A 15,341-nucleotide genomic window follows, 5' to 3' on the forward strand; every position below is an offset into this window, starting at 1 on the left:
TTGATCAGCCTCATCCTGAGGAGGCGCGTAAGCGCCGTCTCGAAGGAGGAGGCGTGCGCGCAGTCAACCCGCGTCCCGTTTCGACGCCGGCTGCGACAGATAGGCCAGCATCTTCATCTCCCGCCGCCCCCGCGTCACGGTATCGAGCACGAGCCCTGATGACACCGACAGCAGGGCCATGATCATCAGGCCCATCGACAGCACCGCGGTGGGCAGGCGCGGCACGAGGCCGGTTTCGATGAAGGTGATCACGATCGGAATCGCCAAGATGATCGACGCCAGCGCCAGCAGGATTCCGATCACCGTGAAGAAGCGCAACGGCCGCTCGCTGCGATAGAGCTTCAGCATGGTGCCGAGGATGCGAAAGCCGTCGCGCCAGGTGTTGAGCTTGGAGAACGAGCCTTCGGGGCGCGCATAATAGGGCGTCTCGACCTCGGCGACCGGCAGCGACAATTCCAGCGCATAGACCGCAAGCTCGGTCTCGATCTCGAAACCGTCGGAGAGGACGGGAAAGGACTTGACGAAGCGGCGCGAGAACACCCGGTAGCCGGACAGGATGTCCTTGAAAGCGTGACCGAAGGTATCGGACAGGAAGCCGGTCAGCATGCGATTCCCGGTGCGGTGGCCGAGCCGGTAGGCGGCCTGGACCTGATCGACGCGAAGCCCGACCACCATGTCGAGATGCTCGTCGAGCAGCCTGTCGATCATCATCGGTGCGCTCGGCGCATCGTAGGTGGCATCACCGTCGACCAGCACATAGACGTCGGCCTCGACGTCCGCGAACATGCGGCGTACGACGTGACCTTTGCCCTGCCGCCGCTCGCTGCGCACGATCGCGCCGGCTTCGCGCGCGACCGCGGCGGTCCGGTCGCGCGAATTGTTGTCGTAGACGTAGATCTCCGCCGCGGGCAGCGCCTTGCGGAAATCGGCAACGACGGTCGCGACCGCGGCCTCCTCGTTGTAGCAGGGCACCAGCACCGCGATACGAAGTTGCGTTGTGGTCATCAGGGCAGCACTCCGAGGCTTGTCGGCTCGCGCCCGAGCGGCGTGGCCTACCGTGCGCGTCGAGCGGGTTACTAGCACAAGCCGCCCTCAGCGCCACGTCGCAATCACGGGCCTGCCATCGAGCACTTCGGCGATCCGCAGCCGCGTGCCGGGCGTGGTGCCCTCGGGCAATGCGGCATTGTCGAAGAACCCGCATTCGACGATCTCGCGGTTGGGCTCAGGGACGCGGTCCTGCCTGAACTGCCTGACCACGTAGACCGCGACGTGGTCGCGGCGGGAGACGTGGCTGTTGAGGAAGACGCCGTGCAGGATCGCCTCGCCGGTCAGATCGATGTCGCCCTCCTCCTTGAGCTCGCGTCGCAACGCCTCTTCCATGGTCTCGCCGAAGTCGACGCCGCCGCCAGGCAAATACCAGCCGCTGACGTAGCTATGCCTGACCAGGAAGACGCGATTGTCGGCATCCAGCACCACGGCGCGGACGCCGAGCGTCATGCCGCGGACGAGCAGGAAATAGACGTGGAAGAACCGCCGCAGCAGCGGCTCGGCTTTCCGTCGGGCTCGGTTCAGACGTTCTCCCATCAGGCTCCTCGACGCCCCCCGTTTCAGGCCCTGCTTGCGCGGCGCGCGCGACCTTGCCATTACAGCGGAGCAATAGCGAGGCATTCGCGCGCCATGACTCCCTTCACGCTGGCTCCCTTCACGCTCGCCCACCTGTCCGATCCGCATCTGGCGCCTTTGCCGAAGCCGCGGCTGATCGAGCTCGCGGGCAAGCGCGCGCTCGGCTATGTCAACTGGACGCGCAACCGCCACAAGTACCAGCGCCGCGAGGTGCTCGACGCGCTCGTCGCCGACATGAAGGCGCAGGCGCCCGACCACATCGCAGTGACGGGCGATCTCGTCAACCTGGCGCTGGAGGCGGAGTTCGCACCGGCGCTGGCCTGGCTCGAAAGCGTCGGCCCGCCCGACCGCGTGACCGCGATCCCCGGCAATCACGACGCCTATGTCAGCGCGACGCGTCATCGCTTCGGCGAGACGTTCCTGCACTACATCGCCGCGGACACACCCGGCGGCGCAGCCTTCCCCGCGGTGCGCCGGCGCGGGCCGCTGGCCCTGATCAGCCTGTCCACGGCGGTGCCGACCCTGCCGCTAATGGCGACCGGCACGCTCGGGCGCGATCAGCTCGCCGCGCTTGCGGAGGTGCTCGAGCGGCTCGCGGCGGAAGACGTCTTCCGCGTGCTGCTGGTGCATCATCCGCTGAAGTCCAGCGCGCGGGCGAAGCGGATGACGGACGCGCCGGAATTGCTGGGACTGTTGAAGCGCCACGGCGTCGAGCTGGTCCTGCACGGGCACGACCACATTCATTCGACGATGTGGTTCGAGGGTCCAAACGGCAACATTCCCGCGCTCGGCGTGCCGTCGGCCTCTGCGCTGGCGCACGGACGTTATCCAGCGGCGGCGTATAATCTGTTCACCATCGAGAAGGACAATGCCGGCTGGCGCTGCGAGCAGACGGTGCGAAGCCTCGGGGCTGGATTTCAGATCGGACAGATCAAGCATGTGCGGTTGATCTAGTCCCCGGCCGTCATTGCGAGCGCAGCGAAGCAATCCAGGAATCTCCGCGGAGGCAGTCTGGATTGCTTCGTCGCAAGGGCTCCTCGCAATGACGGCGGAGAGAGCCTCACCAGTTCCGCAAGACCGCCAGCACTGCAAGCCCGAACAGCGCGGCCGCGCCCAGCACGAAGCCGAACACGAACGGCCAGACGCGCGAACGGCGCGGCGGCGGCGCGGCGGTCGGTGCTTGCGGTTCGGGCTGGACCACCATCGCACGCTCGCGCTCGACCATGCGGCGCGCGACATAGTCGGTGACGGCCTCGACGATCACGGCGGTGTCGTGCGATTCGGCGAGCACGATGCGGCCGAAGCGGGTGTCCTGGACGAAGCGGTACATCCGCTTGTCGCGCCCCATCACGATGTGGGCGACGACGTCGATCCACAGCCGCGGCGTATCGCCCTGGCTGATGCCGCGGTCGAACAGGTCAATCTGATCGGGCACCTGGGCGAACAGGGGATCGAGCGCGTCGTTGAGGATCTCGAGCCGTGCCACCTCGGCGTCGCGCAAATCGACGACGACGCCGGTACGGTCGGCCGCCTCGATCCGCGCGCGCAGCAGCGCATCGCGCAGTCGCACCGGGCGCGGCTGGCCGGGATCGGTCCCGCTGGTCTCGGGCTCTGACATTGTCGGCCTCGTCCTCGACTTTCCGTCATTAACCTATCAGCAACCAAACCCTCCGCAAAGGCCCACAATTCCAGAGACTTACGGCGCCCACAGCCGTTTCACCTGTGCCAAAAACAGACGATCCCACCCAGGCAGGGCCTGGATGGGACCATCCGTCCTTGGACGTCTTCTTAAGTCGGGGCGATCAGGCCGAGACCCGCGAGGGCTCTTCCACGATCGAGAAGCGGACGCCGGCCTTGTGACGGCTTTCTTCCGAGACTTCCTTCCAGCACTCTTCGGCTTCCTTGCGGGTCTTGAACGGACCTTTGACCTGGGCCGAGCCTTCCACGAGCTTGTGGAAGTTCATCGAACCGAACTCGCCGCCGATCACCCAGAAATTGCTGCCTTTGGTCATTGTCAGTCTCCTGTTGAGGTGCGTGACCGGCCTGGACTCCAACCTGGCTTCCAGACCGGTCCGATCCGCCGTTAGCCGAACTGGTTCATCGTGTTGTGGACGCCGCCCGCCTTCAGCGCAGCTTCGCCCGCGAAGTACTCCTTGTGGTCGTCGCCGATGTCGGAGCCGGCCATGTTCTGGTGCTTCACGCAGGCGATGCCCTGACGGATCTCGGCGCGCTGGACGTTCTTGACGTAGCCCAGCATGCCCTGCTCGCCGAAATACTCGCGGGCGAGATTGTCAGTCGAGAGCGCGGCCGTGTGATAGGTCGGCAGCGTGATCAGATGGTGGAAGATGCCGGCGCGCTTGGCCGAATCCGCCTGGAAGGTACGGATGCGCTCGTCGGCTTCCTTCGCCAGCGGCGTGTCGTCGTACTCCGCCTTCATCAGCTCGGCACGGTTGTACTTGCTGACGTCCTGGCCCGCTTCCTTCATCGCGTCGTAGACCTGCCAACGGAAGTTGAGGGTCCAGTTGAACGACGGCGAGTTGTTGTAGGCGAGCTTGGCGTTCGGCACCACCTTGCGGATGCGGTCGACCATGCTGGCGATCTGCTCGATATGCGGCTTCTCGGTCTCGATCCAGAGCAGGTCGGCGCCGTTCTGCAGCGAGGTGATGCAATCGAGCACGCAGCGGTCTGCACCGGTGCCGGGGCGGAACTGGTAGAGGTTGGAGGGCAACCGCTTCGGACGCATCAGCTTGCCGTTGCGGTTGATGATGACGTCGCCGTTCTTGGCGTTCTCCGCGGTGATTTCCTCGCAATCGAGGAAGCTGTTGTACTGGTCGCCGATGTCGCCGGGCTTGTGGCTGACGGCGATCTGCTGCGTCAGGCCGGCGCCGAGCGAGTCGGTGCGGGTCACGACGATACCGTCCTCGACGCCGAGCTCGAGGAAGGCGTGGCGGCAGGCGCGGATCTTCGCCAGGAAGACGTCATGCGGCACGGTGACCTTGCCGTCCTGGTGGCCGCACTGCTTCTCGTCGGAGACCTGGTTCTCGATCTGCAGCGCGCAGGCGCCCGCCTCGATCATCTTCTTGGCAAGCAGATAGGTCGCCTCCGCGTTGCCGAAGCCGGCATCGATGTCGGCGATGACGGGGACGACATGGGTCTGGAAGTTGTCGATCTTCTCGATCAGCTCCTTCTCACGGGTCTTGTCGCCTTCCTTGCGGGCCTTGTCGAGCAGACGGAAGATGTCGTTGAGTTCGCGCGAATCGGCCTGACGCAGGAAGGTGTAGAGCTCCTCGATCAGCGCCGGCACCGCGGTCTTCTCGTGCATGGACTGGTCGGGCAGCGGACCGAATTCGGAGCGCAGCGCCGCGATCATCCAGCCGGAGAGATAGAGGTAGGTGCGGTCGGTCTTGCCGCCGAAATGCTTCTTGACCGAGATCAGCTTCTGCTGGGCGATGAAGCCGTGCCAGCAACCCAGCGACTGGGTGTACTTGGTGGGATCCTTGTCATAGGCGGCCATGTCGGCGCGCATCACGGCAGCGGTGTAGCGGGCGATGTCGAGGCCGGTCTTGAAGCGGTTCTGCAGGCGCATGCGCGCGACGGCCTCGGCCGACACGCCGTTCCAGGTCGGCTGGGTCTCGAGCAGCGCCTGAGCCGCCTTGACCTCGTCCTGATACGAGGACGGACCCTGGAGGGTGCTGATACCGCGGGGCTGGTAGTTCATGTGCCTGATCCTTTCGCTGACGACGGCGATGGCAACCATCGACATTCTTGACAATGCATTGCGAGATGCGTGTCAGGAGCTAAACGCGAAAAGGAAAAGTTCGTACAGATGGCTTGTTTTTTATTGGTGATGTCATGTAACATCTGAACGTGTAATAGATGTCACTTTGTAAAATCTGTAAAATAATAGGTCAACGGTTCTGACCTTGATTGAGTCTGGAGATCCGAGACATGCCCGTCGAATCCGCTGCTTTCTCGCTCTCCCCGTTCTTACGGGGAGAGGGTCGGGGTGAGGGGCTCTCTCCGCGAGTCCGACTCTCACCTCCCCTGCGGAAGCTCCCCCTCACCCGCCACGCCCCGAACGATGCTTCTCATCGCTCGGTGCGTGTCGGCCTCTCCCCGCAAGCGGGCAGAGGCGAAGAAGGGAGCTGGTGATGCCCGCCGATTCCGGCAAGAAACTCTTCGTCGGCCCGCGCTTCCGGCGGATCCGGCAGCAATTGGGGCTGTCGCAGACCCAGATCGCCGAGGGGCTCGGGATCTCGCCCAGCTACGTCAACCTGATCGAGCGCAACCAGCGCCCGGTCACGGCGCAGATCCTGCTGCGGCTGGCCGAGACCTATGACCTTGACCTGCGCGACCTCGCCACCGCGGACGAGGACCGCTTCTTCGCCGAGCTGAACGAGATCTTCTCCGATCCCCTGTTCCGGCAGATCGACGTGCCCAAGCAGGAGCTGCGCGACCTCGCCGAGCTCTGCCCCGGCGTCACCCATGCGCTGCAGCGGCTCTACGCGGCCTATACCGAGGCGCGCCAGGGCGAGACGCTGGCCGCGGCGCAGATGGCCGACCGCGACGTCGGCACGCGCTATGAGGCCAATCCGGTCGAGCGCGTGCGCGAGCTGATCGAGGCCAATCGCAACTATTTTCCGGAGCTGGAGCAGGCGGCGGAAAATCTGCGCGACGAGCTGAACGAGCCCGCCGAAGGGCTGTATGCCGCGCTGATCGCGCGCTTGCGCGAGAAGCACTCGATCCAGACCCGCATCATGCCGGTCGACGTGATGCGTGAGACGCTCCGCCGATTCGACCGCCACCGCCGCCAGCTGCTGATCTCGGAGCTGGTCGATCCGCCCGGCCGCGCATTCCAGCTCGCCTTCCAGCTGGGCTTAGCGGAATGCGCGCAGGCGCTGGAGACCATCATCGGCCGGGCCGGCCCGCTGGACGATGCGCCGCGGCGGCTGTTCCGGATCACGCTCGGCAATTACTACGCGGCCGCCGTGATGATGCCCTACCCGGCGTTCCTCGCGGCCGCCGAAGCGCTGAACTACGACATCCACGTGCTGGCACAGCGCTTCAATTCCGGCTTCGAGCAGGTCTGCCACCGCCTCACCACGCTGCAGCGACCGAATGCGCGCGGCATTCCGTTCTTCCTCTTGCGCGTCGACAATGCCGGCAACGTCTCCAAGCGCTTCTCCTCCGGCACCTTCCCGTTCTCGAAATTCGGCGGCACGTGTCCGCTCTGGAACGTGCATTCGACCTTCGACACGCCGGATCGTCTGCTCAAGCAGGTGATCGAGCTGCCCGACGGCACGCGCTATTTCTCGATCGCGCAGATGGTGCGCCGCCCCGTGGCGCCGCATCCGCTGCCGCAGCCGCGCTTTGCCATCGGCCTCGGCTGCGAGATCCGCCACGCCGCCCGCCTGACCTACGCCACCGGCCTGGACCTGGAGAAGGCCGAGGGCACCCCAATCGGCGTCAACTGCCGCCTCTGCGAGCGCGAGAACTGCGCCCAGCGCGCCGAGCCGCCGATCACGCGCACGTTGATCCTGGACGAGACGACGAGAAGGGTGTCGAGCTTTGCGTTCTCGAATGCAAGGGAGTTGTGAGGGAGCGGCTGCGCGTTTGGCAGGAGGAGCACGCTACACCCACCGCTGTCATGCCCCGCGAAAGCGGGGCATCCAGTACGCCGCGGCCCATCGGCTCAATCACTGCTGCCGCGGAGTACTGGATCGCCCGCCTTCGCGGGCGATGACAGTTGAATGTGTGGCGATAGCGACCCGCCCACCTACGCCAGCGTATGCACGATCACCGGCCCCGCCACGGCGCGGGCGTCGCCGGCGAGCAGCGGGCCGAGATCCTTCTCGATCCAGGCGATGGCGCGCTTGTTGGCTTCCTCCGCCTGCTCGAACTTGTCGAAGATCGAGATCGCGGTGACCGTGTCGTCGCCGCCATAGACGACGTAATAGGCGCGGAAACCGTCGACGTCGCTGATGATGGGAACGGCGCCGTCCTTGATGCGGCGCGTCAGCTCTTCCGCGCTCCCGCTTTTCGCCTTGGCCTGACGGATGGCGGCATACATGGCATCCTCCCCTTCCGGCTATGATGTGAGGGCCTCGAGCCCGGGCGGATGTTACGCCGAAGCGCGCAGCCGATCCACGCTTGGTTAACCCGACCCTAATCCGCCCGCGCGATCTGCAACCAACGGTTAAGCACGCCTCAACATCGGTGCCTTAGTCTCGCCGCACTCACTTTTCGCAAACAAGGGCGGCCTAATCTGCCGGGCGAAGTGACATCAGGGGGTTCACCATGCGCATTGCGTTGCTGCTGACCGCGACCATTGTCGGCGCGCTATTCGCCAGTCCAACCATCGCCGGGTCGCTCGATGCCGGCGCGGCGCAGCCGCTGCCGCCGGGCTTCCAGAGCTACCGCGGCTACATGTTCGACATCTCCGAGAACCGCGACCGCAAGGATGTCGACAAGCTCACCGAGAACCTGAAGAGCCAGATCGACGTCGTCGAAGGCGTCGGCCTCTCCCCGCGCGTGCTGCGCTTTTTCCACACCGTTCCGATCGTCGCGAGCGAACTCGCCTGCCTCGACGAAGGCGCCGCCACCGCCTGCTACGGCCGGGTCACGCCGGACATGCAGCGCACCGCGCCCCGGACCCTGACGGTCTGGGACCCCGCCAAGCAGCGCTGGACCAATCCCAATGCCGTCGACCTCGCGGTCGATTCGGGCCTCGGCGTGATCATGCTGCGGCCGGACATGATGCGCTACGAGAAGGAGGCCGTGCTGCTGCACGAGATGCTGCACGCCTTCCACGCGCGGCTGCTGCCGGACGGCTACGCCAACAAGGGCGTGATCACCTACTACGCCCTCGCCAAGTCGAAGGACCTCTTGCCCAAGGAATCCTATGCGATGAAGAATCCCATGGAATTCTTTGCGGTGACCGCCAGCATCTTCCTGGCCGGCAAGAGCGAATTCCACGATCCGAAGTCGCGCGAGGCGCTCAAGGAGAAGATGCCGGACTATTACAAATATCTGGTCGGCGTGTTCGGCTTCGACCCCGAGCCGGCGACCTCGAACGGCCCGGTCGCCTCGCTGAAATGAGCGGACGGCGCCAAGCCAAAGAGCCGCGCGAACAGCGCGGCTTTTTTGTTTCGCACGCTCGGTAAGCTGCGGATGACGCACAGCCGGGAATTGCCAAGCCGGGGTCCGATCTGCATAGTCCCGCCCGCATCGATACCGTTTTCGAAGGGGATGAGAGACCATGGCGGAAGCCGACCTGGATGTCGTGATCCGGCAACTGGCCAGACAGCTGCATACGGGCCTGATGACCCGTGCCAAGGAGCGGCGGGATCGCTTCAACAGCCTTGCGGCCAAGGCCAAGGGCAAGGAGACCGGCGAGCGCTTCAAGATGATGGCCAAGGCCACCATGGAGCAGGCCACTGCGGCCGCCAAGCGCCTGCAGATGTCCGCCGATAACGTCGCCGACAGCTACGCGCGGTCGATGCGCCTCGCCGCCAGCACGCCTGTTACGGTGAAGGCGGAGAAGGCAAAGGACGGGAAGCCGGCGAAGAAGGCCGCAAAGAAAGCCAAAGCGAAAAAGAAGACGTAGCCGTTGCTCCTCCCTGATCGCCGCTGCGGGTTGGCGATCTGGGGGCTCGACGACCTGTCTACTCTGTCATCTCCGGCGTGATCGGATCGCCGCGTTGCGCGTTTGCGACACGCTCCCGCGCGCCCGCCGCAATCGGGCCGGCCGCGACCTCGACGATCCCAGCCCTGGGATGCGCTGCGCCAACACAGTCGAGCGACATCCCTCACATGTATTGCCTCACACTTTGGAGAAAGCGCTCTTTCTCGCCAGGCGCGTAACCTTGGGACGCTCCATAATAGGGTTCATTGAACTGATTGTAGGGTGCAGCCCGGTAGTGGATCGGCGGCCTCGGTGGCACGTAGGTCTGGCGATGCTGACGCCGAGCGTTTCCTCTCGCCGGAGGACCGGCGTAGTAGGGATTGAGGACGCACATCTGGCCGTTTGCCGACGCCCTGCATTGGTCCATCGTCGTGAAGCTGCATCGGTAGTAAGGGGTCATTCCGCGAGAAACGACGTTCAGGCAAACGGGATAAGCCGGGTCATATCTTTGGGCCCGGGCATCTCCCGCTGTCAGGGCGATACTCACGGTCAGAATGGTCAAAGCCCATTTGCACATTGGAAGCTCCTCCAGTGGTGGACGACATGGATGCACTCTGGACCCTGCCAGTATTGATCCAACTCAACACTAGTTGAATTGGTTCATACGCGCAGCAGACAGCCGCGACAGTCTCGCTCTCGGCATCTCCCACCGGTCTCGCGGCTATACGGCAAGCCGCCTGTCCTAAAGACGTGAGAAGGTTGTCGCCGCGAATGCCGCGCCAGATTGTCATCTTCGCGGGGCGGCAACCAATGTCGGCTCGGCGCTGGCGAGTTCAGCGAGCTTGGCGCGCGCGGCCTCTCGCGCGTGACCGTCCTTGCCGGCGGGCAGCGCCAGCGCGGCCTCGAAATCGGCGCGGGCGTCGTCCGTCTGGCCGCGGGCGAGGAACGCAAGGCCGCGGTCGAGACGGGCCTGCGCATCGGAGGGGTCGAGGCGGACCGCCGTGCTGTAGCTCAGGATGGCGCGGTCGAGATCGCCCATTGCGGCGAGCGCGAGACCACGCTGGTGATAAGGTGCGGCGCGCTTGGGATCGTGCGCGATCGCCTCGTCGTAATCCGCAATGGCAAGCTCGAGGTCGCCGTTCTGCCGGCGCGCCAGCGCCCGGTAGCGATAAAGCGAAGCGCGGTTGGGATTGAGGTGGATGGCCTCATCGAAATCGGCGATCGCCCGCTTGAAGTCGCCGTGACGTAGCGCGATCCGTCCACGTCCCGCATAGGCGAAGGCGATCAGCGAGCCGCGCAGCGGCGAGAAGCCGATCACGGCCGAGCAGATGTCGGGATCATCCTCGTCGCCGCAATTGACGACCATGTGCGTGGACAAGCCGACGAGCACGCAAAGGACGATCAGCAATGGTACGGCAATTCTGGTCATCTTCGACGGTGGCCGGCAGCGCGCCGGCCACGCATCCCCTTTCGAAGGAATGGTCACGCCGAGGAGTTAACACCGGTCGGGGACCCCCCTGTGTGCGCCAGATCACAAAGCCAGACGCAATCCTTGCCGGCTCCGTCAGCCCCAGGGACTACGACGTGAGGAGGAGCGGCCCCACGGCCCGCGCGGTGGATAGTTTTCGTTGGCGCCGACCGACGGCGCCGCGCGCGCGCCTAGCTCGGCTGCCAGTTGCTGGAGGGCGGCGACGCGGTTCTGCGTCGAGGGGTGGGTGGCAAACAGGTTGTCCACCCCGTGGCCAGACAGCGGATTGATGATGAACATGTGCGCGGTCGCAGGGTTTCGCTCGGCCTCGTAGTTTGGGACCTGGTGCGCGGCGCCCTCGATCTTCACCAGCGCAGAGGCCAGCCACATCGGCTGCCCCACGATGCGCGCACCGAGATTGTCGGCGGCATATTCGCGGGTCCGGCTGATCGCCATCTGCACCAGCATGGCACCGAGCGGAGCGAGGATCATCAACAGGATCGAGCCGACGATGCCCGGACCGTTGTTGTTGTCGCGATTGCCACCGAAGAACATGCCGAACTGCGCCAGCATCGAGATCGCACCGGCAATGGTCGCGGTGATCGTCATCAGCAGCGTGTCGTGATGCTTGATATGCGCGAGCTCGTGCGCAATCACGCCGGCGAGCTCCTCGCGGCTGAGCTGGTTCATCAGACCGGTGGTGACGGCGACCGCGGCGTTTTCCGGATTGCGGCCGGTGGCGAACGCGTTGGGCTGGATCTCATCCATCACGAACACGCGCGGCATCGGCAGGCCGGCACGGCCCGCAAGCTCGGCGACGAGGCCGACCAGCTCCGGCGCGGTCGAACGATCGACCTCATGGGCGCCGTACATCGACAGCACCATGCGGTCGGAGTTCCAGTAGGTGAAGAGGTTGGTTGCGGCGGCAATGACGAGCGCGATCATGGCGCCCGAGGCGCCTCCGATCAGATAGCCGACGCCCATGAACAGGGCGGTCAGGCCAGCGAGCAGCAATGCGGTACGAAAATAGTTCATGGCCGTCTCCTAGGGCGGCCGCGGGCGAACCTCTGGCCGGCACCTTCGAAGTATGAATGCGGCCGCCGGCTGCAAGGTTCGTGCGTCGTGGAGCCGCAGACGCCAGCGGCGCCAGCCAGCCTTTCCGCCGCCACTAAAGCTTGACCGGGATTTGCGCAAAAACACACGCGGAGGCTTAGCAACCTGGAAAGCGCAATTTCCGCATAACTCGCGGTAACGGGCACGCGGCATTGGCCTTGTGCATTGACCGGGTTCCCGTTGGCCTCCCGTCAGCAAGGTGACCGCCATGGTAGACCGCTCGAGCGCCGCCTCCGTCGCCCCCTCATCCGCCCCCTCTTCTCACGACGCCAGAACTGATGCGAAGGGTTTGCAGGACTCCCTGCACGAGCACCTCTTCACCAATGACGAGTCCGACCATGCTTCCACGACGCAGCGCGGGCAAGAATCGGGGCGCCGCTGGCCGTATCTGCGGCGCGGCGCCAAGGTCGCGATCGGGCTCGCCATCGTCGCCGTTTTCGGCTGGCTGCCGCTGCGGGCGATCTGGGAAAATTCGAGCGTCGAAGCCGTGCTAAATTCCCGCCTCGTCACCTTGCGCACCCCGATCGGTGGCCGCGTCGCAGCCGCCCAGCGCGTCACTGACCAGGCCAAGCTCGAAGCCGGGACCGTCGTCCTGCGCGTCTTCAACTCGCGCGGCGATCGCACCCGGCTTGACGATCTCCGGCGGCAGAAATCGCGCCTGGAGAACGAACGGCCGAGCCTTGCGGCGAAGCTCGCTTCGGCGCAGGCGGCACAAAAGGATCTGGCGCGGCAGGCCGCGCTGTTTCGCGACGGACGCGTGCTCCAGCTCGAGGCCCGCATCGCGGAGATCCAGACCTCGATCGAGGCGGCGGCGGCGCGGCGGGACGAGGCCAGTGCCGCCGTCGAGCGCGCCTCCTCGCTGGCAAAATCGGGCAATGTCTCGACCGTCGAACTGGCACGTCTGACGCGCGAGCTCTCGGTGTCGCAACAGACCGAGCTCGGTGCGCGCAAGCGGCTGGACGCGGCCAAGGTCGAGCTCGCCGCGGCGCGGAACGGATCCTTCCTCGGCGACAGCTACAACGACCGGCCGAGCTCGGTTCAGCGCGAGGAGGAGATGCGCCAGCGTGCCGGCGACCTCGAGGCCGATCTCGCGCGCACCGATACGGAGATCGCCTGGCTCGCCAACGAGATCATCGTGGAGGAGGTCCGGTTCGCGGATCTCACCGAAGCCAACATTACGACACCCGTCGCAGGCCGCGTCTGGGAGATGATGACATCGCCGGGCGAGGACGTGCAGGCAGGCCAGCCATTGCTCAAAGTGCTCGATTGCAGCGGCGCCGTGATCACCGCCAATGTCACCGAGAGCGTCTACAACCGCCTGCAGCTCGGCGACCACGCGACGTTCGAGCCCAATGACGGCGGCGAGCCGATCTCCGGCACCGTGGTCAACCTGACCGGCGCTGCCGGCGCGCCGGCCAATCTCGCCATCAATCCGGATGCGCTGAGCAAGGAGCCCTATCGTGTGACCGTGGCCTCGCGCGATGCCGCAGCTCGCGCCTGCACGGTCGGCCGCACCGGCCGCGTGGTGTTTGCGCGGCACGAGACCGCACCGTGACGGCGGCGCTGACGCCCGGCCTGATCGCGCTCGGCGCCTTCATGGCGATCGTACCGCTGCTGAGGCGCGACAGCACGATGGCGCGCTCGTTCCTGGCCATTGTCTCGGTGACCTTGCTGCTGCGCTATCTCTATTGGCGGATCATGTCGACGCTTCCGCCGCCGCGCCTGACCGTCGATGCCGTGATCGGCTACCCCTTCATGCTGCTGGAGGCGGCCTCGCTCGTCGCGGTCGCGTTGTCGCTGCTGTTCCTGAGCCGGACGCGCGACCGCACCGGCGCAGCGAAGGTCGACGGCCGCACCACCGATCCGGGCGCGCCGCTGATCGACGTCTTCATCTGCACCTACAACGAGGAACGAGGAATTCTCGAGCGCACGATCATCGGCGCGACGGGCATGGGCTACGGCAATTACCGCGTCTGGGTGCTCGACGACGGAAGGCGGCCCTGGCTGCGGCGGCTGTCCGCCGAGCTCGGCTGCCACTATCTGACGCGGCCCGACAACCAGCACGCCAAAGCAGGCAACATCAACCACGCACTGAGGCATGTCGGGGCGCTGCCGGAGCGGCCGCAGTTCGTCGCCATTCTCGATGCGGACTTCGTGCCGCGGCCCGATTTCCTTGCGCGCACCGTCTCGCTCATGGACGATGCGTCGGTCGGCGTAGTCCAGACCCCGCAGCACTTCATCAATCCCGACCCGATCCAGACCAACCTCGCCGCGACCGACGTCTGGCCCGACGAGCAACGCTTCTTCTTCGACATCCTGCTGCCGGCCAAGGACGCCTGGGGCGTCGCGTTCTGCTGTGGCACCTCCTCCCTCATCCGCTATTCCGGACTGATGCGGATCGGCGGCTTTCCGACCGATTCGGTGACGGAGGACTATCTCGTCACGCTGCGCCTCAAGGAACGCGGACTCAATACCATCTATCTCAACGAGCGCCTGACGATCGGGCTCGCGCCGGAAGGGCTGAAGGAATACATCACCCAGCGCGCCCGCTGGTGCCTCGGCTTGATGCAGATCGTGCGCGGCCGCAGCGGACCGCTCTCGCGGGACTCGAAGCTGCCCTTCATCGACCGCCTCTCGCTGGCCGACGCCTTCATGAGCTGGTCCGCGGTCTACACCTCGAAAGTGGCGGGCCTTGTGGTGCCCTGGCTGTTCCTGCTGTTCGGCATCCAGGCGGTGCGGGCCGATCTGAGCGAGCTGTTGCGGGTCTTTCTGCCCTTCTATGTCTGGAACGGCCTCAGCATGGCCTGGCTTTCGCGCGGCCGCTCGCTCGCAATGATGACTGATGTCTCGCAACTGATTGCCGCGCCTGCCGTGCTCAAGGCGGTGGCGACCGGCCTGTTGAAGCCGAAGGGACACAAGTTCAAGGTCACCGCGAAAGGCGGCGACCGCGACCGACGCTTCGTCGAATGGCCGCTGCTGCGCATCTACGGCTGCGCACTTTTCATCACGCTCGCATCCATCGCCTATGCCTTCATCCTGCAGCAGCGCGGCGAGAACATCGCCTACGGCGGACTGGCGCTGGCCTGGAGCTTCTACAACGCGTTCATCCTCACCGTGGTCTGCTTCGTCTGCATCGAGCAGCCGCGCAAGCGCAAGGCGGAGCGCTTCAATCGCAACGAGCCGGTGCTGCTGCGCCAGGACGGCAGGTCGCATCTGGCGCGGCTCGCCGATATCTCCATCACCGGTGCGCGGCTAATCGATCCCGATCCGCCGGCGCTTGGGAGCACCATCGAGTGCCAGATCTACGGCCGCTCGATCGCGGCCATCGTGGTGCGGCGGACCATTGATGGATTTGCCGTGCGGTTCGCGGAAGGCATGGACACGCGCGTGCATGCGATCCGGGCGTTCTATGCCGGCGAGTATATCCGCGCCCATCGCGGCGTCAGGGCGCTCCCGGTCGGTAAGGCGCTGCTGATGCGGCTGTTCGGCTAGCGCCACGCACTGTTAGCGGCA

The 15,341-nt window shown here is 65.5% G+C and carries 15 protein-coding genes; 6 read left to right on the plus strand and 9 right to left on the minus strand.

Annotation, left to right across the window (positions count from 1 at the left end; genetic code table 11):
• Positions 1-63: 63 nt before the first annotated feature.
• Complete coding sequence (locus ACM43_RS04485) at positions 64-1,005, minus strand: glycosyltransferase family 2 protein (protein ID WP_271538357.1); 942 nt, start codon at positions 1,003-1,005, stop codon at positions 64-66.
• Positions 1,006-1,092: 87 nt separating this feature from the next.
• Positions 1,093-1,584: an NUDIX domain-containing protein gene (locus tag ACM43_RS04490; RefSeq protein WP_036037090.1), complete on the minus strand. Its 492-nt coding sequence runs from the start codon at positions 1,582-1,584 to the stop codon at positions 1,093-1,095.
• 108 nt (positions 1,585-1,692) lie between these two features.
• Between ACM43_RS04490 and ACM43_RS04495 the strand changes: the two genes are divergently transcribed.
• A complete protein-coding gene (locus ACM43_RS04495) occupies positions 1,693-2,577 on the plus strand; it encodes a metallophosphoesterase family protein (protein ID WP_157286436.1) in 885 nt (294 codons plus the stop codon).
• A gap of 106 nt (positions 2,578-2,683) precedes the next feature.
• Here ACM43_RS04495 and ACM43_RS04500 read toward each other — a convergent pair whose 3' ends face one another.
• From ACM43_RS04500 to ACM43_RS04510, 3 genes are all read right to left on the minus strand, one after another.
• The gene (locus tag ACM43_RS04500) at positions 2,684-3,241 is read right to left on the minus strand and encodes a hypothetical protein (protein WP_157286400.1); all 558 of its coding nucleotides are present in this window, start codon (positions 3,239-3,241) and stop codon (positions 2,684-2,686) included.
• Positions 3,242-3,425: 184 nt separating this feature from the next.
• Positions 3,426-3,635, minus strand: a complete 210-nt coding sequence (locus ACM43_RS04505; protein ID WP_036013800.1) for a DUF4170 domain-containing protein — start codon at positions 3,633-3,635, stop codon at positions 3,426-3,428.
• 71 nt (positions 3,636-3,706) lie between these two features.
• Positions 3,707-5,341, minus strand: coding sequence for an isocitrate lyase (locus tag ACM43_RS04510; RefSeq protein WP_036013803.1), 1,635 nt, complete (start codon positions 5,339-5,341; stop codon positions 3,707-3,709).
• A gap of 433 nt (positions 5,342-5,774) precedes the next feature.
• Between ACM43_RS04510 and ACM43_RS04515 the strand changes: the two genes are divergently transcribed.
• A complete protein-coding gene (locus ACM43_RS04515; RefSeq protein WP_271538366.1) occupies positions 5,775-7,220 on the plus strand; it encodes a helix-turn-helix domain-containing protein in 1,446 nt (481 codons plus the stop codon).
• Positions 7,221-7,399: 179 nt separating this feature from the next.
• On the opposite strand, the gene ACM43_RS04520 is transcribed toward ACM43_RS04515, so the two are convergent.
• Positions 7,400-7,693, minus strand: a complete 294-nt coding sequence (locus ACM43_RS04520) for a hypothetical protein (protein ID WP_036013813.1) — start codon at positions 7,691-7,693, stop codon at positions 7,400-7,402.
• 227 nt (positions 7,694-7,920) lie between these two features.
• Here ACM43_RS04520 and ACM43_RS04525 point away from each other — a divergent pair, with 227 nt between their 5' ends.
• Together ACM43_RS04525 and ACM43_RS04530 are read left to right on the plus strand one after the other, a co-directional pair.
• Positions 7,921-8,721, plus strand: coding sequence for a hypothetical protein (locus tag ACM43_RS04525; RefSeq protein ID WP_225189523.1), 801 nt, complete (start codon positions 7,921-7,923; stop codon positions 8,719-8,721).
• A 160-nt stretch (positions 8,722-8,881) separates the two neighbouring features.
• Complete coding sequence (locus ACM43_RS04530; protein ID WP_271538373.1) at positions 8,882-9,229, plus strand: hypothetical protein; 348 nt, start codon at positions 8,882-8,884, stop codon at positions 9,227-9,229.
• Between the two features lie 202 nt (positions 9,230-9,431).
• Here ACM43_RS04530 and ACM43_RS38565 read toward each other — a convergent pair whose 3' ends face one another.
• The 3 genes from ACM43_RS38565 to htpX form a co-directional block, all read right to left on the minus strand.
• Positions 9,432-9,824 carry a DUF3551 domain-containing protein gene (locus ACM43_RS38565; RefSeq protein WP_333919200.1) on the minus strand — a complete coding sequence of 131 codons (393 nt, stop codon included), beginning with the start codon at positions 9,822-9,824 and terminating at the stop codon, positions 9,432-9,434.
• A gap of 210 nt (positions 9,825-10,034) precedes the next feature.
• Positions 10,035-10,676 (minus strand): tetratricopeptide repeat protein, encoded by a 642-nt coding sequence (locus ACM43_RS04540; protein WP_271538375.1) that lies wholly within the window; start codon positions 10,674-10,676, stop codon positions 10,035-10,037.
• A gap of 135 nt (positions 10,677-10,811) precedes the next feature.
• Positions 10,812-11,750: a zinc metalloprotease HtpX gene (htpX, locus tag ACM43_RS04545; protein WP_271538377.1), complete on the minus strand. Its 939-nt coding sequence runs from the start codon at positions 11,748-11,750 to the stop codon at positions 10,812-10,814.
• A gap of 286 nt (positions 11,751-12,036) precedes the next feature.
• Between htpX and ACM43_RS04550 the strand changes: the two genes are divergently transcribed.
• Entirely contained in the window at positions 12,037-13,383 is a 1,347-nt protein-coding gene (locus ACM43_RS04550; RefSeq protein ID WP_271538379.1) for an HlyD family secretion protein, read from the plus strand.
• Positions 13,380-15,320, plus strand: a complete 1,941-nt coding sequence (locus tag ACM43_RS04555; protein WP_271538381.1) for a glycosyltransferase — start codon at positions 13,380-13,382, stop codon at positions 15,318-15,320. The genes ACM43_RS04550 and ACM43_RS04555 overlap by 4 nt, the downstream gene beginning before the upstream one ends.
• Positions 15,321-15,341 lie beyond the last annotated feature (21 nt).

The sequence above is a fragment of the Bradyrhizobium sp. CCBAU 45321 genome (assembly GCF_028128975.1).
GTDB lineage: Bacteria > Pseudomonadota > Alphaproteobacteria > Rhizobiales > Xanthobacteraceae > Bradyrhizobium > Bradyrhizobium yuanmingense.